The sequence below is a fragment of the Erythrobacter mangrovi genome (genome assembly GCF_013260645.1).
In the GTDB taxonomy this organism is placed as follows: Bacteria; Pseudomonadota; Alphaproteobacteria; order Sphingomonadales; family Sphingomonadaceae; genus Qipengyuania; species Qipengyuania mangrovi.
The window spans coordinates 2148555-2172854 of record NZ_CP053921.1 but is presented as its reverse complement, the minus strand read 5'-3'; the positions used below and the strand labels follow the sequence as shown (position 1 = coordinate 2172854).

Genomic DNA, 24300 nt, shown 5'->3' with positions numbered 1-24300 from the left:
CGCCGCCCGATGACCGCTAGGTGGATATCGGTCCGGAAAATTTCAAGCCGGAAGTAGGCCGCTTGGTTTAGGCTCGGTTGGGTACCCCAAAGAGCACGACGCCGTGCCCTGAGACGCTCGCTGTTGCGAGGTCTTCCACAAGCGCACATTCGCCCATCGTACACGAGCGATCGAAATCGTGCCCGAGAAGGGGATCGCAAGGCCTGCGCCCTGGTATTCGCTGTGCCCGATCATCCCACGGGCCGTGCATGGTTTAGCAGCGTTGAAGACTTGAACGAGGGCGGGCGCGGCTTCATCTCGCGCACGCCCTCGCTGCGTTCCTTAGTTGGTCGGCACACCCGCGGCGGGCGAATTCTGGAGCGGCGCAGTGCCCTGCTGGACCTGGCGACCGAATATGATCCGCATCTGCTCGAGCGAGAAGATGTGGGCATAAATCAGCTGGAGCAGGCCGTTCTCGTTCCACTTGCGCAGTTGGTCGCCCCGCATTTCCTTCAGCTTGTCCATGTTGACCATGCGGAAGCCGCGATAGATGTACGGGTTGGCTTCGCCAGGCAGCTGAATGGCGACCTCGCCGTCCATCAAAAGGTCGTGCTGCTTGAGCTCGTCCATGAACGCCTGCGTACGCTGGCCTGCCTGCTCAAAGCTTTCGCAGAACTCGAGGATGTTCTTGGTTGCCTGCGAAGGCTCCTTGCCGTCGAAAAGCGCATCGCCTTCCGCGAATTCGCCGATCGATTCAGCGGTCGGATCGAAGCACAGCGAAAGCTCGTCGGCATCAGGACGCAGGCGGGCGAGCATGAACGGATAGCGCCGAATGTAGGCCGGTAGGTACACAGGCTCGGATACCTTGCCTTCCGCGTCAACAAAGGTGTTTACGCCTTCGTTGAGCGCCATGAGTGCGATCGGCAGCGGGCTTTCACCTGCAGTGAAAACAATCGGAAGCTGGCGTTGCGCCTGGATGAATTCATCCACCGTCACCGGAACGGCATGCTGCTTCGAAAGCCAGGGAGCAACTTCGACCGACCGTGTGCGATAGTTCGCGTGATCGTTGCTGTTGAGCGGCATCAGGTCGTTGTAAAACAGGGGCAGGTTTGGCTGCGGCGCGCTGGCCATGGAAACTCTCCGAGAACATTGGATTGGACGGCGCACCCAAGGCACGCGCGCGTGAAGCCCGGCGCTTTAGGGACTTGCGCCTTCTTGCGCAAGCGGCACCAGCTTGCCCGGATTGAGCAGGCCATTCGGGTCCAGCGCTTGCTTGATGCTGCGCATCAGCGCGAGCGCTACGGGGTCGCCTAAACGGCCCAGTTCGTCGCGCTTCATCTGGCCAATTCCATGCTCTGCGCTGATCGAACCGCCAAATTGCGTGACAAGATCGTGAACGTAGGCGCTGATCACCTTGCCCTCGCTGGCTTCCCACTCGCCGCGCACGGCGCCTTTGGGCGCGAGGACATGGAAATGGATATTTCCGTCGCCAAGATGCCCGAACCCGACGGCGGTAGTCCCGGGGAACTTCTGTTCAATGTCGGGCGCAGCCTCCTCGACGAAGCGGGCCATCTTGGCCACCGGCACGGAGATGTCGTGCTGCATGGCCGGGCCGATGGCCCGCTCCGCCGGGGCGATGGCATCGCGCAATTGCCAAAAGGCCTCAGCCTGTCCCTCATTCGACGCGATCACCGCGTCTTCAAGCAATTCCTGTTCAAGGGCCGTGGCCAGCATAGTTTCGGCGTTTGTGGCAAGCTGCTCTGCGCCATCAGCAGGCGCAACCAGTTCGATCAAGGCATGCCACGCATGTTGGCCTGCCAGCGGGGGCCGGGCGTCGGGCAAGTGGGCAAGTACGGAGGCCAGGCAATGGGCGGGGAGGACTTCGAACCCTTCCAAGCTGTCGCCCGCGACTTTCTCGAAGTGCAGCAGCAGTTGGCGGGCGGCCGAAATCGAAGGCAAACCAGCCCAGGCAACGACTCGCCCACCAATTTCAGGTAGCAATCTCAAATTCGCCGCGGTGACAATTCCCAAGGTTCCTTCTGACCCGATCAGGAGCTGCTTGAGGTCGAAGCCGCGATTGTCCTTCTTGAGCGGTGTGAGTGAATCGAGCACCGAACCGTCGGCCAGCACCGCCTCGAGCCCAAGTACCTGAGCGCGCATGGTCCCATGACGCAGTACCTGTGTGCCGCCGGCATTGGTGGAAATCAGCCCGCCGATTGTCGCCGAGCCCTTGCCGCCCAACGTGAGTGGGAATCGTAACCGATACTTTTCGGCTTCCTCATGAAGGCGTTGAAGTACCACTCCCGCTTCACAGGTGACCTGCCGGGCAAGCGGATCTATCTCACGGATCATATCCATCCGTCGCAGCGAAAGGATTATCGCGGTTCCGCTGGGGTCGGGCGTCGCGCCACCGGACATGCCGCTATTGCCACCCTGGGGGACGATCGGCACGCCATGTTCTGCGCACAAGCGGACCAGCGCGGCTACCTCAGTAGTGGTGGCAGGGGAGGCCAAGCCCAAGGCGCGTCCGGAAAAGCGTCCCCTCCAATCGGTCAGCCAAGGGTCAATCAGCTCGGGGTCGTCTGTAAAGCCGCGCGGACCAAGAAGCGCGCGGGCTGCGTCCAGAAAGTCGGTGGGTGAAGACATTTGGTCTCCTTGCCACAGCTAGGCAGGATAGCGCCACACCTTGCCTTCGCTCGGCGATCAATTAAGCCGATATTCAAGCGGAGGGGGGCAGGACCCCCCGGATCGTAGGCCGTACCACGCAGATTCGATGCGACAAGGGAGCAGCAAGCCGCGTCAATGTCCTTCATAACCGCCCTCCTGACCCTCCTGATGCCGTTTGCTGTTCCGGGCAATGATAGCGCAGATGATGACGTGGCACGCCAGGCGCGAGTGCAGGAACGGACGGTCCCTGAAGGGCCGATGTCGCGTCGTGCGCCTGATTGGACTGCCTTCGTGGATGGGGCCGCGGTGCCGGTGGCAAACCAGGTTCGAATCGAGGGAAGGGTGATCGTTCGCATCAGTCCCCAACCCAGCGCGGTGCGCAACGAACTATTGGCTGACCTTCCCCGCCAGGCGGTGCCACCGAGATTGGTTGAGCGACCCTTCGGCCGCTGCATTGCCGCCAATGGCATCGTTGGCGTGTCCGACCGGGGCAGCCGCCTGATCATCTACATGCGCGATCGAAGCATGATATCGGCGAAACTCGAAAAGGCATGCAGTCCGCGCGATTTCTACCTTGGCTTCTATATGGAGCGCAACGAGGACGGGCAGTTGTGCAGCGGGCGCGATCGATTGATGAGCCGCGCTGGCGCCAAGTGTCAGATTTCGGAGATGAACCGGCTGGTCCTAGTATCGGACGACGGCTGATATCCCGGCGCACGGGCCGCCGGCGCAAACCTTGACTTTTGGCCGCAAAACGGCAAAGGGCGCGGCCAGCCGATCCTGCGGACGCGCGGGTTTGTGTCGGCACAAGTCCCAGGGAATCTTTCGACGCTAATGACTTTCGCCGATCTCGGCCTTTCACCAGACCTGCTTAAAGCAGTCGAAGAAGCCGGCTACACCGAGCCGACGGCGATCCAACGCGAGGCGATACCGCCGGTGCTGATGATGAAGGACATCATCGGCATCGCCCAGACCGGTACCGGCAAGACCGCCAGCTTCGTGCTGCCGATGATCGACATCCTGCATCACGGTCGGCGCCGTGCTCTGATGCCGCGTTCGCTGATCCTCGAACCGACCCGTGAACTTGCGGCGCAGGTTGCCGAGAATTTCGAGAAGTACGGCAAGAACCACGATCTCAAGATGGCGCTGCTTATCGGCGGTGTGCAAATGGGCGACCAGGTCAAGGCACTGAACGAAGGCGTCGACGTGCTGATCGCAACGCCCGGGCGACTCATGGATCTGTTCGAGCGTGGCAAGATCCTGCTCAACGGCTGCGAGTTGCTGGTGATCGACGAAGCCGACCGCATGCTCGATATGGGTTTCATTCCCGACATCGAGTTCATTTGCGACAAGCTGCCCGAGACGCGGCAAACCATGCTCTTTTCGGCGACCATGCCGCCGCCGATCGAGAAACTGGCCAAGAAGTTTCTTAGCAACCCCAAACGGATAGAAGTGAGTCGCGCCGCCTCGACGAACGCGGATATCACCGCCTTCAAGGTGAAGGTGAAGAGCCGCGAAAAGCGTGACACGCTGCGCTGGTTCCTGCGCAACGACCTTGTCGAAACCGCGATCATATTCGCCAATCGCAAGACCACCGTGCGCGAGATCAACAAGAGCCTGCAAAACCACGGCTTCGCTTCAAGCGAGATCCACGGCGATATGGACCAGGCGAGCCGGATCAAGGAACTCGATCGCTTCAAGAAGGGTGAGGTCAACATCCTGGTCGCATCCGACGTTGCGGCGCGCGGGCTCGACATCAAGGGCGTCAGCCACGTCTTCAATTTTGATACTCCCTGGCATCCGGACGATTACGTCCATCGCATCGGCCGCACCGGTCGAGCGGGCGCCAAGGGCCGAGCCTTCACCTTCGTCGCCGAGGAAGACGCTGAAGCGATCGCCAATGTCGAGAAGCTGACCGGATCGGCGATCCCGGTGTTCGGCAAGAAGGACGTGCGGGTCGAATTGAAAGCGCCCGAGCCGAAGCCTGAGCCCGAAGCGGAGCAGGAAGACGAGGTCCGCGAGGAACGCCGCCCAGCGCGCGCTCGCAAGGATCGCGCCGAGCGACCTGAACGCGCCCCGCGCGCGCGTCGCGAAAGGGATGAGAAGGCGGAGAAATCGCGCCCCTCGCGTCGCGAACGCGACGAGGACGACGCCCCGATCAAGCCCGGTGAATGGAATGGGCCAATGCCGGGCTTCCTTAACGTATCGGCGCTCTGATCCGATCGCCCAGAGGGGCGTTTTTCAGCATTTGTTAGTCTTGATCTGGCACGTGGTCGGGCATGGAAGATCACTTTGTCTCGCTCAACGACGTCCTTTTTCAGTTCGGTCCGGTCGTAGCTGTATTTTCCCTGTTGGCACTGGTCACGAAGCGCGCCGCCTTGCTCGATGCGCTACGCCGCTGTCGACGCGAGGCGATTACCAATGTTCTGCTGTTTGCGTTCAACACGCTGTTGATCGGACCGATCTTCATCGTTCCGGCCCTGGTGCTCAGCGAGACGTTGGGGGACTACGGCCTGTTCCCACAGCTGTGGCAGCGCCTGCCTGAAGGGCTGACCTTGCTCCTTGCCTTGGTCCTGATCGACTTTGTCGCCTATTGGCGCCACCGGGTGGAGCATATGCAAGGCATCTGGCGCTTCCATGCGACACACCACGCAGACACGGCCATCCATTTCCTTTCGGTTCAGCGGAAGCATCCCGTGGGCAAGATCATCAGCCTGTTGTTCGACACGCTGCTGGTCCTTGCCCTTGGCTTTCCGGCCTGGGCCATTGCGGGGGCAGGCATCCTGCGCAGCTGGTGGGGCTACTTCATCCACGCCGACGTCAACTGGACTCTCGGCGGCTTCGGCGAGGTACTGATGTCGCCCGCCGCGCACCGCCTGCACCACATTCGCGACGAAAAGCTGATGGGTACCAATTACGGCAATACCATCACGTTGTGGGACAAGCTCTTCGGCACCTATCTCAATCCCAAGCCTTATCTTGGCTGCGAGACGGGCATCGAGGAAGGTACACGCGGTTTCCTGGGCGAACTCGCAAGGCCGTGGGAGAAGCGTTATCGTGACGGCGGGACAGATGTGGTAGAAGCCGAAGCGAAGGCCTGAGGAGCCTAGTCGGCCAGCTTGACGAAGCTGTCGATCACTCGCTTCTCACCCGCTTTCTCGAAATCGATCGTCAGCTTGTTGCCTTCCTGGCCGGTAACATTGCCGTATCCGAACTTGTCGTGGAACACGCGTGCCCCGATGGCGATATCGCTTCGCGGTTTCGCGGCGAAACTCGCCGCGCTGCGTCCCGGTTCTGCGAGGCGTTTGGGGACCGGGTCGTAACCCGTAGTAAGGGCCCTCTGCCAGCCAGGGCCGCGCGCGGTGGAGCGATCCGGACGACTGGTGGAGACATGGGCGAAGGGGTCTTCGGTCTCGGTCCAATTGGCGCGCCATAGCGATGCCCCACCGGTCAAGGTGGTCTCGCGGGCGACGGTGTCTTCGGGTAGTTCGTCGATGAAGCGGCTGGGGATGCTGCTGGTCCATTGGCCGTAGATGCGCCGGTTTGCCGCGTGCAGGATGGTGCAGCGCCGCCGCGCCCGGGTTATCGCGACATAGGCCAGTCGGCGCTCTTCCTCGAGGCTCGCCAACCCCCCTTCGTCGAGCGCGCGTTGGCTTGGGAAGACGCCTTCCTCCCAGCCGGGCAGGAACACATGATCGAATTCCAGCCCCTTGGCGGCGTGCATGGTCATGATGGTGACCTTCTCGCCATCGTCGCGCGCATCATTGTCCATGATCAGGCTGACGTGTTCGAGGAAGTCGGTCAGCGTGTCGTAATCCTCCATCGCGCGGGCGAGTTCGGTCAGGTTCTCAAGGCGTCCAGCGCTCTCGGCGCTGCGGTCCGTCTGCAGCATTTCCTCGTAGCCGCTCTCGGCGATCACCATGCGCAGCAATTCGGCAGGTGTGGTCTTCTCGGCCTGTTCGCGCCAATGGACGAACTGGCCGAGCAGGCCCACCAGCGTGTTGCGGGCGCGGGCAGGGAGTTCGTCGGTGTCGGCCAGGTCGAGGCTTGCCGCGGCAAGTGGGGCCTCGATGCGGCGGGCGTGCCGGCGCATGGCCTCAAGGGTCTTGGCGCCAAGGCCACGCTTGGGCTGGTTATAGATTCGCTCGAAGGCCAGGTCGTCGGCAGGCTGTTCGATCACGCGCAGGTAGGCGAGCGCATCGCGTATCTCGGCGCGCTCGTAGAAACGAAACCCGCCGACAATCCGGTAATTGAGGCCAATCTGTATGAAGCGATCTTCGAACTCGCGGGTCTGGTATTGCGCGCGGACGAGGATAGCGACCTGATCGAGCGGAGCGCCCTCCGCCTCGAGCCGCTCGATCTCCTCACCGACCCGTCGCGCTTCCTCGGGTCCATCCCAGATGCCGATCACGCGGACTTTCTCACCCTGCGGCAATTCGGTCCACAACGTCTTGCCAAGCCTTTCGCTGTTGGCATCGATCAGGCCCGAGGCGGCCGCAAGGATTTGCGGGGTGGAGCGATAGTTCTGCTCCAGCTTGATCACAGCTGCACCAGGGAAGTCCTTTTCAAACCGCAAGATATTGGCGACTTCTGCCCCACGCCATGAATAGATCGACTGGTCGTCGTCACCCACCACGCAGATGTTCTTGCGTGCCTGCGCCAGCAGCCGCAGCCACAGGTACTGGACCTGGTTTGTGTCCTGGTATTCGTCGACGAGGATGTATTTGAAGCGCTGCTGGTAATGTTCCAGCACATCGCGGTGATTGCGCAGCACGTTGACCACATGGAGCAGCAAGTCGCCGAAGTCGCACGCATTGAGCGCCTTCAGCCGGTCCTGATAGAGCCGATAGAACTGCGCCCCGCGCCCATTGGCATAAGCCTCGTTCTCGACCGCATCGAGATCGTCCGGGTTGAGCCCACGGTTCTTCCAGCGATCGATCAATCCGGCAAGCTGGCGTGCGGGCCAGCGTTTCTCATCAAGATCGTTTTCCTGGATCAGCTGCTTGAGCAGGCGCAACTGATCGTCGGTGTCGATGATCGTATAGTTCGGTTGCAACCCGGCCAGCTCGGCATGCCGGCGCAACATCCGCGCCCCAATCGAATGGAAGGTGCCGAGCCAGGGCATGCCTTCGACCGCGTCCCCGATATGCCGCCCGACACGCTCGCGCATCTCGCGGGCCGCCTTGTTGGTGAAGGTCACGCAGAGGATTTCGGAGGGCCACGCCCGCCGCGTCGCGATGAGATGTGCCAGTCGTGCGGTAAGCGCTGCGGTCTTGCCGGTGCCCGCTCCTGCCAGCATCAGTACTGGTCCTTCGGTGGTCAGGACGGCCTGTCGCTGCGGTTCGTTCAGGACTGCCGCATAGGCGGGAATCCGGGCATTTTCGCCATTCTGTGAGTCAGCTGGAAGGTCGGCCATGGTCACCGGAACAGCTAGGGAACGAATGGCATCAAGGCAAGGCTGCTCCCCGAATGGTGCCCGGAACCGCAGGCATTGGTGCTGCGTAGTTCGGGTGACAACAGTTTTGGAGAGCCGACATGACCAAGCTTATCCTGGCAGGCGCGGCAGCGATTGCCTTTGCCGTCGCTCCCACCTTCGCGCAGGTGGCTGAGCAACCAGGCACCACCGAACCCGCCGAAACCGCGCCTCCGGCAAATGCACCCGCCAGCACAATGGCTCCGCGCTTCGTCAGCAAGCCGGTCGTCCAGGCGACCGGAGCTTCCGACGTTCCAGCGACGGGCGACCTGCCGATCTGCAAGCCGGACCAGCAGGACAATTGCATCAATGGCTGGGAGAAAAACCGAACCGGCAATCGTCCGCTCGAATATTGGCCGGGTCTCCCTGCGAGCGAGATCGAAGAGCCGTTGCCTGCGACCCGGCCCGACGAATAGGCATGGCGTCTTTCTCTCGCGCCCCACTGTGAGGCTGGCGCGAGGCTTGGAGGGGGCGGGGCTGCTGCGGCGGTCTCGCCCCATTTTCCTGTCAGGCGTCGAGGCGCAGGAGGGTGAGCTTTGCCTTGCCCACCTTGCGTTCCGCATCGATGCGAAGCCCCTTGACTGCCACCGCTTCCTTCGCGCCGGTCTCCAGCGCGATCCAGCTTGAGCCGTCTATCCAGCCGAGCCGCAGCATCCGGTCGAGTGCCACTTGCCCCGCACCGGTATCATAGGGCGGGTCGAGCAGGATCAGTTCCTGTGCCACCTTGGCGGGCCCGAGCGTCAGCACCGAAGACTGCTGCACGGTTGCCCGGCTGCGAGCGCCCAGCGTTTCGATATTGGCCCTGATCGCCTTTACCGCCGTCGCATCCTGTTCGACGAACAGGCAGGAGGCGGCTCCGCGCGAAAGAGCCTCCAGCCCCAGTGCGCCGGAACCTGCGAACAGGTCGAGCACGTGCAGGTCTTCGAAACTGCCGAGGCGGCTGGTAAGCATGTTGAACAGCGTCTCGCGCGTGCGGTCCGCGGTCGGGCGAGTCAGGTCGCCCGGCGGCGCGGCCAGCTTGCGCCCGCGCCATTCGCCGGCGACGATCCTCACTTTCGCCCGCCGCGCGCGAGTTCGCGCTTGAATGCCTCCACCTCGCCGCGCTTGATCTCGGTCGCTTGTCCGCGGGGCAGGTCGCCGATGTGGAAGGGGCCATAGCCGATACGAAGCAGCCGGTTCACTTCAAGCCCGAGATGTTCGAGTACGCGGCGCACCTCGCGGTTCTTGCCTTCGCGCAGGGTCAGCTCGATCCAGCGATTTCGACCTGAGCCGCGCTCGAGGTTCGCCTCGATCTGGCCGTAGCGCACCCCGTCGACTTCGATCCCCTCGATCAGATCGTCAAGCTGCGCCTGCGTCACATCGCCGAAAGCCCGGGCGCGGTAGGTACGCGGTACGCCGCTCGACGGCAGTTCCATCGCCCGCTTCAGTTCTCCGTCGTTGGTAAGCAGCAACAGCCCTTCCGTATTGTAGTCCAGCCTGCCCACCGGCATCACGCGCCCTACATCCTTCGGCAGCGTGTTGCGGAGCGCGGCATAGATAGTCGTCCGCCCCTTGGGGTCGTACTCGGTGGTGAGCATTCCCGCAGGCTTGTGGAAGGCAAACAGGCGCGTGTCCTCGGCGTTGCCGACCGGCTTGCCGTCGACCGCCACGCCACGCAAATTCGCAAGCTTCACCGCAGGCGTGTTCAGCACCTTGCCATCGAGCGCCACGCGCCCGTCGGCGATCATGCGCTCGATTTCACGGCGGCTGGCGACACCCGCGCGCGCGAGCAGCTTGGCGATGCGGTCGCCGTCTTCGGGAAGTCGATTGTCGGACATGGCTGCGCGGTTAGGCGCTCAGTTGGCTGCGCGCAAGGCTTCCTCGACTGTATCGTGGTAGCGGTGGATGCCGCCTTCGAGCGTTCCCAGCGTCAGAAAGGGTACCGCGCCCGTTGCCAGTCCCTGCTGGCCAAGCTCTGCTGCGCGGAAATCCTCGGATGCGAAGACCCCGCCATCGAGCAGGGCCCAGCTGCGTTCCCAATGGTCGCGCGCCTTGTCGGTCGCGGGGTGCTCGGGGATCAGCATGAAGTCCTCGACCAGCGTGCGATCGTGCGACTGCGGCATCATCACCATCAGGTTGATGTAGTCGGGACTGGGAATGACCAGCGCCCCGGGCAACATTTGGTAGGCGAAGGTCACCACGCGGCGCAGGGCGGCCATGTCGGTCAGGTCGACGCCTTCCATCTCCTCCAGCCGACCCACCGCGCTGCGCGAGTGCGGGCCGATCATGTCGCCGCTGGTGGCACCGTCCTTGAAGAAGGGCCCGATGGTCTTCGCGTGGAGGCGCGTGACATGGTAGCTTTCGAGGAAGGCATCCATGATCAGCTTCCAATTGCCCGCCACCTCGTGCGTCTTGCGGCGGAACAGCACCTGTTCGCCCATGCCCAGGGCGTCGAAATCCTCGCCAAGCCGGTCTGCGAAGCTGAAGTCTGCGGTATCCAGTTGCGGGCAGAACCAGATCAGCCCGCCGGTCTCCTTCGACGGAAGCTCGACGAGGCCATAATCGCCCTTGTCGAGTTCCGGGAACGTGTCGGGCCGGGGCAGGGCGAGTAGTCGCCCGTCAACCGAATAGGTCCAGGCGTGATAGGGGCAGACGAGCTTCTTGGTGCATTGCACCTCGCCGCCTTCGACCAGTCGCGTACCGCGGTGGCGACAGACATTGAGGAAGACATGCGCCTTGCCTTGGGCATCGCGGGTGATCAGCAGCGGGCGGCCGGTCGCGTCGTGCGGCACCGCCATGCCGGGATCGGGCAGCAGGGCCGACGGGCACAGGATCTGCGGCAGCCGGTCGTAGATCGCCGCCTTCTCGCGCGCCCAATAGGACGGGTCGGTATAGACATGCGCCGGGACACTCGTCGCGCCCGTTGCGTCGCGCTTGTGCCCATCGGCAATATCGCGGGCCAGCGCGATCATGCCCTCGGTGGGGCGGCGCGCGGAATGTTTGGTGTCGACAGCGCTCATCTGGGCTGTTCCTCTCGCTCTCACTCGTAGCTAGTGTCGCAAAAAACCGGCGAAAACGGAAGGACGCTAGGGAATGCATGAATCAGTCGGCGTCGCGCCCGAGTCGCAGCGTTCCATATGGGCTTCCATCAAACCGTATCTGGAGAAGGAGTCGCTCGCCGCCTTCTTCCTCGGGATTTCATCGGGCTTTCCCTATGCGATGATCGGCGCGACGCTGACGACACGGTTGGCGCAGGACAATATCGACAAGGCGACCGTGACGGCCTTCACGCTCGCCTTCCTGGTCTACAACTTCAAGATCTTCTGGGCATGGATACCCGATGGCGTGCGGCTGCCGATCATCGGTCGCTTGGGACAGCGCGTTTCCTGGATGGTTGTCACCGGCCTGCTGGTTGCTGCGTCGGTGATCAATCTGGCGCTGGCGGATCCGACGGATATTGCGTGGATGGCGACCTCGGCGGTGCTGGTCGGCGCAGCCGGCGCGACCTTCGACGTCGTGATCGACGCCTATCGTATCGAAACGCTCAAGCCCTACCAGTTGGGCGTCGGTTCGGGGATGAGCCAGTATGGCTGGCGGATCGGCGCGGCGGGTTCCGGTGCGCTTGCGCTGGTGATCGCCGCCCGTTCTGGCTGGAGCGTCGCCTATCTCGCCTGTGCAGCCCTGGTGCTGCCCGCCATGCTGACCGCGCTGATCCTTGGGGAGCCGCCGCGTCGCAAGATCGAGATTGCGCGCAAGGGTGTCGGTGAAGTCTGGCGGTCGATCGCCGGGCCTTTCATCGAGTTCTTCAAGCGTCACGGGGCATGGCTGGTCCTGCTGTTCATCCTGGTCCACAAGATCGGCGATACCTTGGCCAATTTGACCTTCCGCCTGCTGTTCGACGACCTTGGCTTCACCAATGACGAGATCGCGATCTACGACGTCGGTGTCGGCTTCTGGGCCTATCTCATCGGCGTGTTCATCGGCGGGGTGATCTATGCCCGGCTGGGGCTCAAGCGTTCTGTCCTAATTGCACTTGTGCTGATGTGCATTTCGAACCTCAGCTTCGCCATGCTGGCGGCCGCCGGCCACTCGAATTGGGGCATGGCTGGTGCGATCGGCTTCGAGAATATCGCCAGCGGATATGGCGGCGTGGTGGTTGTGGCCTATTTCTCGGCATTGTGCGACCTGCGCTTTACCGCGGCACAATATGCCCTGATCAGTGCGGCTGCGAGCATTGTGGGACGCTTCCTGACCGGCACCACCGCGGGCGGGCTGATCGAGACGATGGGCTACGTCAATTTCTACCTGCTTACTACGGTAGCCGCCGTGCCGGGGATCGTGCTGTTCTGGTGGATGATGCGGGCGGGGCTCGTTGATGCAGCCATGGGGACGGCAGGCGAGGTGGAGCCAGACTGAGACGCCCTTCGGGCGCCTGTGGGCGCCCCAGGGATCAATCCCACCTAGTCCGGCAACTCCTCGTTGAGGCGCAGGACCTCGCCCGCGAGGTAGAGCGAGCCGCCAATGAAGATTTCACCGTAGAGCGGTTCGACGTCGCGCTGTGATCGGTCCAACCAATCGATCGCTTCCTCGATCGAACCGGCTGTTCCGGTGACGGCGATGCCTCGTGTTTCGGCATAGGCTGCCATTTCCGCCGGCGGGGCGGATTCGTGACCGGGGACCGGGATCGCGATCAGCGTGCTGAGGTGCGGCGCCATGCGGTCGATCAGCGTGCGCCAGTCTTTCGCTTCGAGCATGCCGATGATCGCGTGGCGAGGGATTGGCGCAGCGCTCGAGAAATGGTTGGCCAGTGTATTCGCCGCCTGCGCATTGTGCCCGCCGTCCAGCAGCCAGCGGCAATCGGGTAGCCGCGCGGACAGCGGACCGGGTCCGAGTACTTGCAGGCGGGCTGGCCAGCGGGTGGCGCGGATGCCCTGAGCCATGGAGGCGGTGGAAACCTCGATGGCACTCTGATGCCGCAACATCGCCACCGCCAGTGCCGCGTTCCAACCTTGGTGAAGCCCCCGCAGCGGGGGAAGCGGGAGGTCAAATCTCCCCTTCTCATCGCCGTAGAGTAGGCAGGTGTCCGCAACCCCGGCGAACCATTGGGGCCCCATTATGAAGAGCGGTGCCCCGACGCGGTCCGAGACGTGCTTGATCTCGGTCTCTGCGGCTGGCGTGTAGGCCATCGTCACCAGCGGTATGCCGGGCTTGGCGATGCCCGCCTTTTCGAAGGCGATGCGCGCTATCGGCTCGGTTGGCACGCCTTCCTCGGGTGCGAGGAGGAAGCGTTCGTGGTCGATTCCCAGCGTGGCAATGCCGCATGCCGCGAGAACGCCGGGTTCCAGCACATTGGTCGCATCGAAGCGCCCGCCGAGGCCGACTTCGACCACGCAGGCATCCGCCGGGACGCGCGCAAGTTCGGTGAAAGCGGCGGCGATGGTGACTTCGAAGAAGCTCGGGTTGAGATCCTCGCCCGCGTCAAGCACCTCGGCCAGTAGCTCCGCGAGCCGAGCGTCCGAGATAAGCTCGCCGGCGATCCGGATCCGTTCATTGTAGCGCACCAGATGGGGACTGGTGGTGGCGTGGACCCTGTACCCCTCTGCCTCGAGCATGGCGCGCAGGAAGGCGCAAGTCGAACCCTTGCCATTGGTCCCCGCGACATGGAACACCGGCGGCAGGCGCTTGTGCGGATCGCCCAGTCGCGCAAGCAGGGCACGGATCGTATCCAGCCCCAGGCGTCCCTGCGGCACGCTGAGCGCGTCCAGCCGGTCGAGCTGCGCCTGCACCGCCGCACTGTCTGAGCGGGCGAAATCCCGCATCTTGGGGCTCAGGCCGCCTTGGCGGGCGCCAGGTAGTCGAGCAGCGTCGCCAGCATGTCCTTGAGCTCGTGCCGGTGGACGACCAGGTCAACCATACCATGCTTGCGCAGGTATTCGGCGCGCTGGAAGCCTTCGGGCAGTTGTTCGCGGATCGTATCCTGGATCACCCGCTGGCCAGCGAAGCCGATCAGCGCGCCCGGCTCGGCAATGTGGACGTCGCCCAGCATGGCGTAGCTCGCGGTCACGCCGCCAGTGGTCGGGTCGGTCAGCACCACGATATAGGGCAGGCCAGCTTCCTTGAGGCGGCGGGTCATCACCGTCGCCTTGGGCATCTGCATCAGCGAAAGGATGCCTTCCTGCATCCGCGCGCCGCCCGCAGCGGTCACCACGATATAGGCGCACTTGCGGGTCAATGCGCGTTCGGCGCCCTGGCAGAAGGCGGTGCCCACGGCCATACCCATGCTGCCGCCCATGAAGCCGAAGTCCTGTACGCCGACCACCGCCGGCTTGCCCTCGATGGCACCCGAACCCACGAGGAAGGCATCCTCATGCGGGCTGTTGGCGCGTGCCTTCTTCAGACGGTCGGTATATTTCTGCGAATCGCGGAACTTGAGCGGGTCTTCCTTGACCTGCGGGATCGGCAGGACATCGAAGCCTTCGTCGAGCAGCTGGCTGAGCCGCTCGTCGGCGCCGATGCGGCCGTGATGGTCGCAGCGCGGGCAGACAAAGGCGTTCTCTTCGTACTCCTGCGCGAAGACCATCTGCTGGCATCCCGGGCACTTGACCCAGAGATCCTTGTCGGTGCTGCGCTTCGAGCCGAAGCTCAGCGAATTGCGGACGCGGGTGAACCAGTTCATGGCTGCGCCTTAGTCGTCTCCGAACCGTAACGAAAGCCCCGTCAGCGCGCGTCCACGATGGCTTGCTTGAGCGCGGAGGTCAGTTCGCGCAGCTTTTCTGGAGCCTCGGTTCCGTGTTCGCCGACCAGTTCGACCAGCGCACTGCCGACGACGACGCCGTCCGCGACCTTGGCGATTGCGCCAGCCTGTTCGGGCGTGCGCACGCCGAAACCGACTGCTACGGGCAGGTCGGTCGCCGCCTTCAGCTTGGCCACCGCATCCTCGATGCTTGCCTGCGCGGCCTGCTGGAGGCCGGTGATCCCGGCGACCGAGACATAGTAGAGAAAGCCCGATGACCCTTCGAGCACCTGCGGCAGGCGCTTGGCATCGGTGGTCGGGGTGGCAAGCCGGATTGGGGAAATGCCGGCCGCGCGCAAAGCCGGGCCGAGTTCCTCGTCCTCTTCGGGCGGGATATCGACGCAGATCACACCATCGACGCCTGCGTTCCGGGCAGCGGCGGCGAACCACTCCGCCCCGCGCCGAACCATGGGGTTGGCATAGCCCATCAGCACCAGCGGCACGTCGGGGTGGTGCTGGCGGAACTCGGTGGCGAGGCGGAATACATCGGCGGTCCTCGTACCGGCACCGAGCGAACGTAGGTTTGCTGCCTGGATCGCCGGGCCATCAGCCATGGGATCGGTGAAAGGTATGCCGAGTTCGATCACATCGGCACCACCCTCGACCAATGCGTCGAGATTGGCCGCGGTATCTCCGTCGCCTGCGGTGATGAAGCAGACGAGGGCGGGGTGAGGCTTGGAAAAGGCAGCGGAGAAGCGGGTCATTTAACTAGGTCAGACTTCCAACGCGTAAGTGTCATAATGATGGTTACAAACGCGAAATCGATGACGACCCGAGGCGCATTCAGCGTCCAGGAGTTCTCGCGCAAAATCGTGTTGAGCAACCATATGCTACCAACGGCGATGGCGCTCAGGATCGCCCCAAAGACGAGCGAACTCAGAAAACCACGTCTCACATCTCCACTCCCAGCTTGTCGGCCACGGTGAAGATGTCTTTGTCGCCGCGCCCGCAGAGATTGCAGAGGATGATGCTGTCCTTCGGCATGGTCGGCGCGACCTTGGCCACTGCCGCGATGGCGTGGCTGGGTTCGAGCGCGGGGATGATGCCCTCGGTGCGGCACAGCAATTGGAAGGCGTCCAGCGCCTCGTCGTCGGTGACCGCCGTATATTCGACGCGTCCCATGTCCTTGAGCCAGGCGTGTTCGGGACCAATGCCAGGATAATCGAGACCCGCGCTGATCGAATGACCTTCGGTGATCTGGCCGTCCTCGTCCTGCAGCAGGTAGGTCTTGTTGCCGTGGAGGATGCCGGGGAAGCCGCCAAGCAGGCTCGCCGCGTGCTGGTCGCCATCGAGGCCATAGCCTGCCGCTTCTACGCCGAGCATCTTCACATCGGGATCGTCGAGGAAGGGGTGAAACAGGCCAAGCGCGTTCGAGCCGCCGCCGATGGCCGCGACCAGCAGGTCGGGCAGGCGGTCGATACGGCTGAGCATCTGCGCGCGCGCTTCCTTGCCGATGACCGACTGGAAGTCGCGCACCAGCTCCGGATAGGGATGCGGGCCAGCCGCGGTGCCGATGATGTAGAAGGTGTCGTGGACGTTCGCGACCCAATAGCGCAGCGCCTCGTTCATCGCGTCCTTGAGCGTTGCGGCTCCGGCGGTCACCGGCACCACCTCCGCGCCCAGCAGCTTCATGCGGAACACATTGGGCGCCTGCCGCGCGACGTCGGTCGCGCCCATGAAGATGGTGCAAGGCAGGCCGAAACGCGCGCAGACCGTAGCCGTGGCGACGCCGTGCTGACCCGCGCCAGTCTCTGCGATGATGCGGGTCTTACCCATGCGCATCGCCAGCAGGATCTGCCCGATGCAGTTGTTGATCTTGTGCGCGCCCGTGTGGTTGAGCTCGTCGCGCTTGAACCAGACCTGCGCGCCGTTGCCCGCTGGAGCGTCCCTGCGCAGTTCCTCGGTCAGCCGCTCCGCGTAATAGAGCGGGCTGGGGCGGCCGACGTAATGTTCGAGCAGGTCGTCGAACTGCTCCTGGAACGCCGGATCGGCCTGCGCCTTGCGATACTCACGCTCGAGATCGAGGATCAGCGGCATCAGCGTTTCGGCGACATAGCGGCCGCCATAATCGCCGAAATGCCCGCGCTCGTCGGGCTGGTTGCGGAAGGTGTTGGGCTGGTTGGTCATGACTGGCGAGCCGCTTTGCAGAAGGCGGCGATCTTGTCCACGTCCTTGAGGCCGGGGGCACTTTCGACTCCACTCGAGGTATCGACCAGTGGCGCGTTGGTGAGGCGAACGGCATCGCCGACATTGTCCGGGGTCAGGCCGCCCGCCAGGCCCCATGGCAATGCCCCACGATAGGCCTGCAACAAGGTCCAGTCGAAGCGCAAGCCCATGCCTCCCGGCAGCGCGGCGCCCTTCGGTGTCTTGGCATCGAACAGGATGAAGTCGACCGCCGCCGCATAGTCCCCTGCGCGCTGGATATCGGCGGCACTGGCTACGCTCAGCACCTTCCACACTGGCAGGCCAAAGCGGTTGCGCAACTGTGCCGCACGTTGAGGGGATTCATTGCCATGCAGCTGGATGGCGTCGAGGCGACCCGCTTCAATCGCTTCGCCCAACAGGGCATCGTCGGCATCGACGAACACCCCCACGCGCGCGATCCTGGACTGCGATTGCCCGGCCAGCTCCGCCGCCCGTGCCGCAGGGACGTGGCGCGGGCTGGGCGGGTAGAAGTTGAGCCCGACATAGTCGGCTCGCGCCAAGATCGCAGCCTCGAGCGTCTCGAGCGTCGAAATGCCGCAGATCTTGATCCTGGAGCCCGCCATGGCGCGCACCTAGGCTGCAGCGAGCGTTTTTTCCAGCACCACGAAGGTGATGGGTGGATCGCGCGGCACGGGGAAGGGACGCGTCTCGCCGGTGCGGGCATAGCCGCGCCGCTCGTACCATGCGATCAGCACGTCGCGGCTGTCGATTACGGTCATCTCCATGATCTGGATGCCGCTCGCGCGGGCATGGTCTTCGGCCGCATCGAGCAATCGCCGCCCGAGGCCGGCAGATTGGAGGTCGGGCAGCACGCACAACATGCCGAGATACGCCAAGGACGGATCGCGCCGGGTCACTGCAACGCAGCCGACAAGTTTGTCGCCATCGCGCGCGACCAGCATGGTCACTTCGGGATCGGCCAGCAATCGTTCGACTTCGCCGGGTGCGACCCGCTCGTCGTCGAGGATATCGGCCTCGTGATTCCATCCGCGACGCGCCGAGTCCCCGCGGTACGCCGCTTCGAGAAGCTCTTTCAGGGCTGGGGCATCCTCGAGCGATGCCGTGACGATCGCGATCAAAGTGTCGCCTCGATCTCCCGCGCGGCTTGTGCCGGATCGGCTGCGCGGCTGATCGGGCGACCGATCACCAACACGCTCGCCCCGTCATCGCGAGCCTGACGCGGAGTGACGACCCGCTTCTGGTCGCCCGCGGCGCCGCCCGCCGGGCGCAGGCCGGGGACGACGAAGAAGCCGTCTTTCCACTGGTTGTGGACTGCCTTCACCTCGTGACCCGAGCAGACGATGCCGTCGAGACCCGCGTCATGTGCCAGTTCGGCAAGGCGCATCACGTGGTCATGCGCGGTGCCGCCGATACCGGTTCGCTGGAGATCGCGTTCGTCCATGCTGGTGAGCATGGTCACGCCGACCACGCGGGTATGTTCGCCGGCGGCGGCCTTGGCATCTTCCAGCATGGCCCGCCCGCCGCTGGCGTGGACGGTGACGATCGAAGGTTCCAGCATGTGGATTGCCTGCATCGCGCCGGCAACTGTGTTGGGAATGTCGTGGAGCTTGAGGTCGAGGAAGATCGGCAAGCCGAGCTGGCCGATCATGTGAACTCCGTGCGCCCCATGTGCGCAGAAGAATTCCAGCCCCAGCTTGATGCCACCGACGTGACCCTTGACCTTCTGGGCAAGGTCCATGCCCTCACGCAGGCGGGGGACGTCAAGTGCGAGGTAGATCGGGTTGCTCATGTGGGGCTTATTTTTCCGGATCGACAGGATTGGTGGGTTCGGGGGGCAGGTCGGCCTTCGCCACGGATGGCGTGCTGGCGGGCGATTGTGCGGTTGCCAGTTTGGTGGTGACCGCCTCGAGCGCGCTCACCCGGCGGTTCATGCGCCATTTCTGGGTGCGATGGATCAGCCACATCGGCAGCAGCCCGAACAGGAACGATACCACGACCAGCACGGGTAGTTTGGTTTCCAGCACCAGGTTGGACCACAGGTGCACCTCTACCGGGCTCCAGTTGAAGAAGCTGAACGCAAGCAGCGCGAACAGCACCAGGGTCCAGACGACAGTGCGCACTATCTGCATTCGATCAGCTCCCCAATTTGCCTTTGCAGCCTTGCTAGGCTGGGGAGACACAAAGGTCTAGCCAAACACCCGCGCGAAGATCGTGTCGACATGCTTGAAATGGTATTCGAGGTCGAACTTCTCTTCGAGCTCCTGAGCTGAGAGTGCAGCCGTCACTTCCCCATCCTGCTTGAGCAGGTCGAGCAGCATCAGGCGGCCGTCCGATTCCCACACCTTCATCGCGTTGCGCTGCACCAGGCGATAGGCGTCTTCGCGGCTGACCCCGGCCTGGGTCAGGGCAAGCAGGACGCGCTGCGAGTGGATCAGGCCGCCCATGCGGTCCATATTGGCCTGCATCCGCTCGGGATAGACGAGCAGCTTGTCGACCACTCCGGTGAGGCGGGCGAGCGCAAAGTCGAGGGTGATCGTGGCGTCGGGACCGATGAAGCGCTCAACCGACGAGTGCGAGATGTCTCGCTCGTGCCACAGCGCCACGTTCTCCAGTGCGGGCAGGGCATAGGCGCGGATCATGCGCGCCTGGCCAGTAAGGTTCTCGGTGAGGATCGGGTTGCGCTTGTGGGGCATCGCCGACGAGCCCTTCTGGCCGGGCGAGAAATATTCCTCCGCTTCGAGCACTTCGGTGCGCTGCAGATGGCGGATCTCCACCGCGAGCCGCTCGATCGAGCCAGCGATCACCGCAAGGGTGGAGAAATACATGGCGTGCCGGTCGCGCGGTATCACCTGGGTCGAAACGGGCTCAACCGTCAGCCCCATCTTCTCGGCCACGTATTCTTCCACCGATGGGTCGATGTTGGCGAAGGTGCCGACTGCGCCGCTGATCGCGCAGGTCGCGATTTCGGCGCGGGCAGCAAGGAGCCGCGTCTTGCAGCGATCGAACTCGGCATAGGCCTGCGCCAGTTTGAGGCCGAAGGTCACGGGCTCGGCATGGATGCCGTGGCTGCGGCCGATGGTCGACGTGTATTTGTGCTCTTCGGCGCGGCGCCGAATGGCGGCGAGCAGCGCGTCGAGATCGGCCAGCAGGATGTCCGACGCGCGGGCCAGTTGTACGGCCAGTGTCGTATCGAGCACGTCGCTGCTGGTCATGCCCTGATGCATGAAGCGGGCCTCGTCGCCGACATTCTCCGCCACCCAGGTGAGGAAGGCGATGACATCGTGCTTGGTCACGGCTTCGATCGCATCGATGGCGTCGACATCGATGACCGGGTTGGTGGCCCACCAGTCCCACAGCGCCTTGGCCGCGCTCTTCGGCACCACACCCAGTTCGCCCAGCTTTTCTGTCGCATGCGCCTCGATCTCGAACCAGATGCGATACTTGGCTTCCGGTTCCCAAAGCGCGGTCATTTCGGGGCGGGCATAACGAGGGACCATGGGCAGAAGGACTCCGGCTGGACTGTCGGCGGGAAACTTGGCGCTGCCGCTAGGCGCGAAGCGACGAAATCGCAACCCTGCGGGGTCGGTGGCGGTGCCATCGTTCAACCGTCACCCGCTGACGAAACGTGCCTGGACGGCGATAGTCCGATTGCAATTCGATTGGCGAAGTATAGTCTCCGAAAAAAATACAAGGGGAGAAATGTCTGTGAGGGTTGGATTCTTTCTTGCGACGGCCGCGTCTATAGTAATTGCCGGCCCCGCCATCGCAGGCGAAACGGTGCGGTTCGAAAAGGCGCCGGAATGGGTCGTGCCGGTCGATTTCGACACGGCAGTCGCCAAGAAAGAAGAAATCGTCATCTTCGACCGACAGCTGCGTCTCGAAGACGGCGTGGTCCAGCGCTACACCGATGTGGCTTATGACATCCGCAATGCCGATGTCCTGTCAAAGCTTGGCACGCTCCAGTTCGGTTGGTTGCCCGACAAGGGCGATCTTATTCTTCATCGCCTTGAAATCGTGCGTGACGGTAAGGCGATCGACCTGATCGCTGAAGGGGTTCAACCGGAGGTCATCCGCCGCGAGACCGAGCTTGAACGACGCACGGTGAATGGCGCGCTGACGGCCTTGTTCAAGGTTCCCGGCATCAAGGTGGGCGACATACTGCGCTTCTCCAGCAGCACGACCAGCCGCGACCAGGCACTGGCGGGGGCGATGCAGGCGACCGAGGGACTCACTCCGAAGCCCACGCGGCTTGGCTTCGGGCGCCTGCGCATGTCCTGGCCCAGCGATTCAGGTGTGCACTATGCCATGCTGGGCCAAGCACCGGATCCGACGGTGGTGGACCGCAATGGCTACCGCACAGTCGAATTGATCCTGCCGATCGACAAGGTCGAGGAGATGCCGGAGGACGCTCCGGCGCGGTTCCGGGTGCGGCCTGCGGTCATGACCGGTACCTTTGCGACCTGGTCCGACGTCGCTTCGGTCATGGCGCCCCACTATGTGACGGAAGGCAGCATCCCCGCCGGAACTCCGCTTGCCGCTGAGGTCGAGCGCATTCGGGACGCGACCGACGATCCGCTGGAACGCGCGGCGCTGGCGCTGCGCTCTGTGCAGGACGAGATCAACTACCTCATGAACGGCATGGATGGGGGCAATTACCTCCCGCAATCGCCGGTCGAGACATGGACCCTGCGTTACGGCGACTGCAAGGCCAAGACGCTGTTGCTGCTCGCCATGCTTCGCGCGCTCGATATCGAGGCGGAAGCGGCGATGGTCAACTCGCAGGATGGCGATGCCGTATCCGTATGGCAGCCGCTGCCGGGTGCGTTCGATCACGTCCTCGTGAAGGCCACCATCGACGGCACCGATTACTGGCTTGACGGGACCAGCGCCGGGACGCGGATCGAGACGATGTGGGAAGTACCCAATTTCGCATATGCCTTGCCGATCCGCGAGAGCGGTTCGCAGTTGATCAAGCTGGAACAGCGCTGGCCGAAGGTTGCCGATCGTACCTACCGTATCGTCTATGACTTCTCGCGCGGGGTTGATCTGCCGGCGCTCTACGACATCGAGGTGGAGACCCGCGGTGTGTTGGCCGCGCGCATGGCGGCGCGCGCTACCGAAACTGATCGCAAGACGATCCTGGGCCATGCCCAAAAGTACCTCGAGGATGTCTTCGAGAGCGTCGTCTACGACGCAGCCTACAGCTACGACCCCGAAACCGGCATCGCTAAGCTGAACGCAAAAGGCATTTTGGTGGAACCGTTCGGGATCGAACGCGATGTCGCGACGCATACAATTTACACCGCGACCACAAATTGGGTGTTCGACCCCGACCGGGGACGCGCGGCGTGGCGCGACATTCCCTACCGCACCGGTGGCCCGATGACCTCCGCCGAGGAAGTGATCTTCATGCTTCCCGATGGCGGGAAGGGGGCGGGGCTGACGGGCACCGGCAATCTCGAAGAACAGGTCGTCGCCGGCACCCGCTTCAAGCGCGATCTCGTCTTCGACGGTAGCAGTGTGATGGTCAAAGATTGGTCGAGCTATGTGCCATCGGAGATCGCCGCGGCGGATATCCCTGCGGCCAAGGCGGCGATGCGTACGCTTTCGAGCGCCGATCCGTCGATCCGCATCACGGACCCTCGGCGCTATTGGGAACTGGATGACGCAGAGCTGGCCCAGCGCATGAAAGGGCTGATTGAGCCGACGGATACCTTGGTCAAGCTCTTGCCCGATGAGGCAGGTTACTACCAGTTCCGCAGTGCGCTCTACTCGCTGGGCCGGGACTACAAGTCGGCCCTGGCCGATATCGACAAGGCGATTGCCATTGCTGGCGATGCTGATGCCTATGACTCGCGGGCCGAAGTACTGCGGCAGGCAGGGCGGCTCGACGAGGCTGCGGAAGCGGCCCGAATGGCCTACGAACTCAAGGGTGATCTGGCGAGCGCCGCATCTTATGCAGGGGCGCTGGCACTGGCGGGTCGAGACGAGGAAGGCCTCGCGGTGCTCGACGCTATCGACGTGAGTGGCGACGAGTTGTCCGAGATTGCCCAGGTTTTCGCCGAGATCGCAGGATCCACGGACCGGAACGAGGAAGCCTGGAAGAAGCTGGAAGATGCGCTTGCGGAACGGCCGGGCGACGAACTGCTGCTCAATTCGCAATGTTGGTTCGTCGGAACCTGGAACTTTCGCATCGACGATGGCGAACAGCTTTGCGACAAGGCAGTCAAGGCAGGCAACTATTCTGCTGCGGTCCTCGATAGTCGTGCGCTGGTGTTTCATCGGCTGGGGCGCGAGGACGATGCGCTGGAGGACCTGGAAGCGGCGCTCAAGAAGGCTCCGGGGCAGGCCGCGAGCCTGTACCTGCGTGGGATCATCAGGCTTGGGCGTGGGGAACCAGACGGCAAGAAGGACATCGAGCACGCGCTGCGGCTCTCGCCTGACATTGCCACCCGCTATCGACGCTACGGCATTACCGCGCCGAAACGCTGAGGCGCGGTCAGATCAGGCCCTTGCCGCGCAGTGAGACGTGGCCATGGCGCCCGACAATGATGTGATCGTGGACAGTCACGCCCAGCAACCGCCCGGCTTCGGCGATGCGTTGGGTGATCTGGATGTCGGCGCGGCTGGGTTCCGGGTTTCCGCTAGGATGGTTGTGGACCAGGATCAGCGCGGTCGCGCCGATATCGAATGCCTTGCGGATCACTTCGCGCGGGTGGATGGCGGCTTCGTCGATTGATCCGTCGCCGACATGGTGGTCGAGGATCAGGCGGTTCTGGGCGTTGAGATAGAGCACGCGGACACGCTCAACGGTCAGATGGGCCATGTCGATCGCGAGATAGTCGAGCAAGGCTTGCCAACTTCCCAGGACCGTCTTGTTCTCCACCTCGCCACGGGCCATGCGCCGTGCAGCGAGCGCCACCGCATAAAGTGAAGCGGCACTCGTTTCGCCCATGCCCTTCACTTGGGCCAAGTTCGCAGGTGCTGCGTTCAGCACGGCAGAAAGCGAACCGAATTGCGCGATCAGGGACTTTGCCAGCGCCTTTGTATCGCCCCGCTTGAAGGCGGCGAAAAGCAGGAACTCTAGCAACTCGTAATCGGCCAGCGCCTCGGCGCCACCCTGCAACAGGCGCTGTCGCAAGCGCTCGCGATGGCCACTGCCATCATGAGCCGAGGAATTATTCGCACTATCCGGCAACCAAACCCCCAGCCTCTGCGTTTCAGTGACTTGCATTGCCTTTGG

General features: G+C 63.4%; 22 protein-coding genes. 6 read left to right on the top strand and 16 right to left on the bottom strand.

The annotated features are described in order from the left end of the window. Nucleotides 1-321: 321 nt before the first annotated feature. Both HQR01_RS11025 and HQR01_RS11020 read right to left on the bottom strand, forming a co-directional pair. Nucleotides 322-1110, bottom strand: coding sequence for a SapC family protein (locus tag HQR01_RS11025; RefSeq protein ID WP_173214913.1), 789 nt, complete (start codon nt 1108-1110; stop codon nt 322-324). 66 nt (nt 1111-1176) lie between these two features. Then, nucleotides 1177-2625 carry an FAD-binding oxidoreductase gene (locus HQR01_RS11020; RefSeq protein ID WP_173214912.1) on the bottom strand — a complete coding sequence of 483 codons (1449 nt, stop codon included), beginning with the start codon at nt 2623-2625 and terminating at the stop codon, nt 1177-1179. A gap of 156 nt (nt 2626-2781) precedes the next feature. Between HQR01_RS11020 and HQR01_RS11015 the strand changes: the two genes are divergently transcribed. From HQR01_RS11015 to HQR01_RS11005, 3 genes are all read left to right on the top strand, one after another. Further along, the gene (locus HQR01_RS11015) at nt 2782-3351 is read left to right on the top strand and encodes a hypothetical protein (RefSeq protein ID WP_173214911.1); all 570 of its coding nucleotides are present in this window, start codon (nt 2782-2784) and stop codon (nt 3349-3351) included. A gap of 129 nt (nt 3352-3480) precedes the next feature. After that, a complete protein-coding gene (locus tag HQR01_RS11010) occupies nt 3481-4863 on the top strand; it encodes a DEAD/DEAH box helicase (RefSeq protein WP_173214910.1) in 1383 nt (460 codons plus the stop codon). A gap of 62 nt (nt 4864-4925) precedes the next feature. Continuing rightward, a complete protein-coding gene (locus HQR01_RS11005) occupies nt 4926-5747 on the top strand; it encodes a sterol desaturase family protein (RefSeq protein ID WP_173214909.1) in 822 nt (273 codons plus the stop codon). A 5-nt stretch (nt 5748-5752) separates the two neighbouring features. On the opposite strand, the gene HQR01_RS11000 is transcribed toward HQR01_RS11005, so the two are convergent. Next, nucleotides 5753-8062 carry an ATP-dependent helicase gene (locus HQR01_RS11000; protein WP_173214908.1) on the bottom strand — a complete coding sequence of 770 codons (2310 nt, stop codon included), beginning with the start codon at nt 8060-8062 and terminating at the stop codon, nt 5753-5755. 119 nt (nt 8063-8181) lie between these two features. Here HQR01_RS11000 and HQR01_RS10995 point away from each other — a divergent pair, with 119 nt between their 5' ends. Then, complete coding sequence (locus tag HQR01_RS10995) at nt 8182-8535, top strand: hypothetical protein (protein WP_173211768.1); 354 nt, start codon at nt 8182-8184, stop codon at nt 8533-8535. Between the two features lie 91 nt (nt 8536-8626). Here HQR01_RS10995 and rsmD read toward each other — a convergent pair whose 3' ends face one another. From rsmD to HQR01_RS10980, 3 genes are read right to left on the bottom strand one after another with little or no spacing between them, the layout of a single operon-like run. Further along, complete coding sequence (gene rsmD, locus HQR01_RS10990) at nt 8627-9172, bottom strand: 16S rRNA (guanine(966)-N(2))-methyltransferase RsmD (RefSeq protein ID WP_173214907.1); 546 nt, start codon at nt 9170-9172, stop codon at nt 8627-8629. After that, complete coding sequence (locus HQR01_RS10985; RefSeq protein ID WP_173214906.1) at nt 9169-9936, bottom strand: pseudouridine synthase; 768 nt, start codon at nt 9934-9936, stop codon at nt 9169-9171. Before HQR01_RS10985 ends, rsmD begins: the two co-directional genes overlap by 4 nt. An 18-nt stretch (nt 9937-9954) precedes the next feature. Continuing rightward, nucleotides 9955-11118 (bottom strand): aromatic ring-hydroxylating oxygenase subunit alpha, encoded by a 1164-nt coding sequence (locus HQR01_RS10980; RefSeq protein WP_173214905.1) that lies wholly within the window; start codon nt 11116-11118, stop codon nt 9955-9957. A 73-nt stretch (nt 11119-11191) separates the two neighbouring features. On the opposite strand from HQR01_RS10980, the gene HQR01_RS10975 reads away from it, so the two are divergent. Next, the gene (locus HQR01_RS10975; RefSeq protein ID WP_173214904.1) at nt 11192-12514 is read left to right on the top strand and encodes an AmpG family muropeptide MFS transporter; all 1323 of its coding nucleotides are present in this window, start codon (nt 11192-11194) and stop codon (nt 12512-12514) included. Nucleotides 12515-12558: 44 nt separating this feature from the next. On the opposite strand, the gene HQR01_RS10970 is transcribed toward HQR01_RS10975, so the two are convergent. From HQR01_RS10970 to purB, 9 genes are all read right to left on the bottom strand, one after another. Further along, the gene (locus HQR01_RS10970; RefSeq protein ID WP_173214903.1) at nt 12559-13917 is read right to left on the bottom strand and encodes a bifunctional folylpolyglutamate synthase/dihydrofolate synthase; all 1359 of its coding nucleotides are present in this window, start codon (nt 13915-13917) and stop codon (nt 12559-12561) included. 8 nt (nt 13918-13925) lie between these two features. After that, nucleotides 13926-14774, bottom strand: a complete 849-nt coding sequence (gene accD / locus HQR01_RS10965; protein ID WP_173214902.1) for an acetyl-CoA carboxylase, carboxyltransferase subunit beta — start codon at nt 14772-14774, stop codon at nt 13926-13928. A 41-nt stretch (nt 14775-14815) separates the two neighbouring features. Then, nucleotides 14816-15595: a tryptophan synthase subunit alpha gene (gene trpA, locus HQR01_RS10960; protein ID WP_173214901.1), complete on the bottom strand. Its 780-nt coding sequence runs from the start codon at nt 15593-15595 to the stop codon at nt 14816-14818. A gap of 187 nt (nt 15596-15782) precedes the next feature. Beyond that, nucleotides 15783-17018 carry a tryptophan synthase subunit beta gene (gene trpB, locus HQR01_RS10955; protein ID WP_173214900.1) on the bottom strand — a complete coding sequence of 412 codons (1236 nt, stop codon included), beginning with the start codon at nt 17016-17018 and terminating at the stop codon, nt 15783-15785. Then, the gene (locus tag HQR01_RS10950) at nt 17015-17659 is read right to left on the bottom strand and encodes a phosphoribosylanthranilate isomerase (protein WP_173214899.1); all 645 of its coding nucleotides are present in this window, start codon (nt 17657-17659) and stop codon (nt 17015-17017) included. The genes trpB and HQR01_RS10950 overlap by 4 nt, the downstream gene beginning before the upstream one ends. Before the next feature lie 9 nt (nt 17660-17668). Next, nucleotides 17669-18175, bottom strand: coding sequence for a GNAT family N-acetyltransferase (locus tag HQR01_RS10945; RefSeq protein WP_325064504.1), 507 nt, complete (start codon nt 18173-18175; stop codon nt 17669-17671). Continuing rightward, complete coding sequence (gene pyrF / locus HQR01_RS10940; RefSeq protein ID WP_173214898.1) at nt 18172-18846, bottom strand: orotidine-5'-phosphate decarboxylase; 675 nt, start codon at nt 18844-18846, stop codon at nt 18172-18174. The genes HQR01_RS10945 and pyrF overlap by 4 nt, the downstream gene beginning before the upstream one ends. Nucleotides 18847-18853: 7 nt before the next feature. After that, complete coding sequence (locus HQR01_RS10935) at nt 18854-19186, bottom strand: LapA family protein (RefSeq protein ID WP_173214897.1); 333 nt, start codon at nt 19184-19186, stop codon at nt 18854-18856. A 57-nt stretch (nt 19187-19243) separates the two neighbouring features. Continuing rightward, nucleotides 19244-20554, bottom strand: a complete 1311-nt coding sequence (gene purB, locus HQR01_RS10930) for an adenylosuccinate lyase (protein WP_173214896.1) — start codon at nt 20552-20554, stop codon at nt 19244-19246. Between the two features lie 208 nt (nt 20555-20762). Here purB and HQR01_RS10925 point away from each other — a divergent pair, with 208 nt between their 5' ends. Next, entirely contained in the window at nt 20763-23549 is a 2787-nt protein-coding gene (locus HQR01_RS10925; RefSeq protein WP_173214895.1) for a DUF3857 domain-containing protein, read from the top strand. 7 nt (nt 23550-23556) lie between these two features. Here HQR01_RS10925 and radC read toward each other — a convergent pair whose 3' ends face one another. Next, the gene (gene radC / locus HQR01_RS10920) at nt 23557-24291 is read right to left on the bottom strand and encodes a RadC family protein (protein ID WP_173214894.1); all 735 of its coding nucleotides are present in this window, start codon (nt 24289-24291) and stop codon (nt 23557-23559) included. Nucleotides 24292-24300: the final 9 nt, after the last annotated feature.

What these genes read in the sequence shown, in the direction of transcription:
- HQR01_RS11025 (WP_173214913.1), bottom strand. Translation starts at nt 1,110, where the DNA reads ATGGCCAGCGCGCCGCAGCCAAACCTGCCCCTGTTTTACAACGACCTG.
- HQR01_RS11020 (WP_173214912.1), bottom strand. Translation starts at nt 2,625, where the DNA reads ATGTCTTCACCCACCGACTTTCTGGACGCAGCCCGCGCGCTTCTTGGT.
- HQR01_RS11015 (WP_173214911.1), top strand. Translation starts at nt 2,782, where the DNA reads ATGTCCTTCATAACCGCCCTCCTGACCCTCCTGATGCCGTTTGCTGTT.
- HQR01_RS11010 (WP_173214910.1), top strand. Translation starts at nt 3,481, where the DNA reads ATGACTTTCGCCGATCTCGGCCTTTCACCAGACCTGCTTAAAGCAGTC.
- HQR01_RS11005 (WP_173214909.1), top strand. Translation starts at nt 4,926, where the DNA reads ATGGAAGATCACTTTGTCTCGCTCAACGACGTCCTTTTTCAGTTCGGT.
- HQR01_RS11000 (WP_173214908.1), bottom strand. Translation starts at nt 8,062, where the DNA reads ATGGCCGACCTTCCAGCTGACTCACAGAATGGCGAAAATGCCCGGATT.
- HQR01_RS10995 (WP_173211768.1), top strand. Translation starts at nt 8,182, where the DNA reads ATGACCAAGCTTATCCTGGCAGGCGCGGCAGCGATTGCCTTTGCCGTC.
- HQR01_RS10985 (WP_173214906.1), bottom strand. Translation starts at nt 9,936, where the DNA reads ATGTCCGACAATCGACTTCCCGAAGACGGCGACCGCATCGCCAAGCTG.
- HQR01_RS10980 (WP_173214905.1), bottom strand. Translation starts at nt 11,118, where the DNA reads ATGAGCGCTGTCGACACCAAACATTCCGCGCGCCGCCCCACCGAGGGC.
- HQR01_RS10975 (WP_173214904.1), top strand. Translation starts at nt 11,192, where the DNA reads ATGCATGAATCAGTCGGCGTCGCGCCCGAGTCGCAGCGTTCCATATGG.
- HQR01_RS10970 (WP_173214903.1), bottom strand. Translation starts at nt 13,917, where the DNA reads ATGCGGGATTTCGCCCGCTCAGACAGTGCGGCGGTGCAGGCGCAGCTC.
- accD (WP_173214902.1), bottom strand. Translation starts at nt 14,774, where the DNA reads ATGAACTGGTTCACCCGCGTCCGCAATTCGCTGAGCTTCGGCTCGAAG.
- trpA (WP_173214901.1), bottom strand. Translation starts at nt 15,595, where the DNA reads ATGACCCGCTTCTCCGCTGCCTTTTCCAAGCCTCACCCCGCCCTCGTC.
- trpB (WP_173214900.1), bottom strand. Translation starts at nt 17,018, where the DNA reads ATGACCAACCAGCCCAACACCTTCCGCAACCAGCCCGACGAGCGCGGG.
- HQR01_RS10950 (WP_173214899.1), bottom strand. Translation starts at nt 17,659, where the DNA reads ATGGCGGGCTCCAGGATCAAGATCTGCGGCATTTCGACGCTCGAGACG.
- pyrF (WP_173214898.1), bottom strand. Translation starts at nt 18,846, where the DNA reads ATGAGCAACCCGATCTACCTCGCACTTGACGTCCCCCGCCTGCGTGAG.
- HQR01_RS10935 (WP_173214897.1), bottom strand. Translation starts at nt 19,186, where the DNA reads ATGCAGATAGTGCGCACTGTCGTCTGGACCCTGGTGCTGTTCGCGCTG.
- purB (WP_173214896.1), bottom strand. Translation starts at nt 20,554, where the DNA reads ATGGTCCCTCGTTATGCCCGCCCCGAAATGACCGCGCTTTGGGAACCG.
- radC (WP_173214894.1), bottom strand. Translation starts at nt 24,291, where the DNA reads ATGCAAGTCACTGAAACGCAGAGGCTGGGGGTTTGGTTGCCGGATAGT.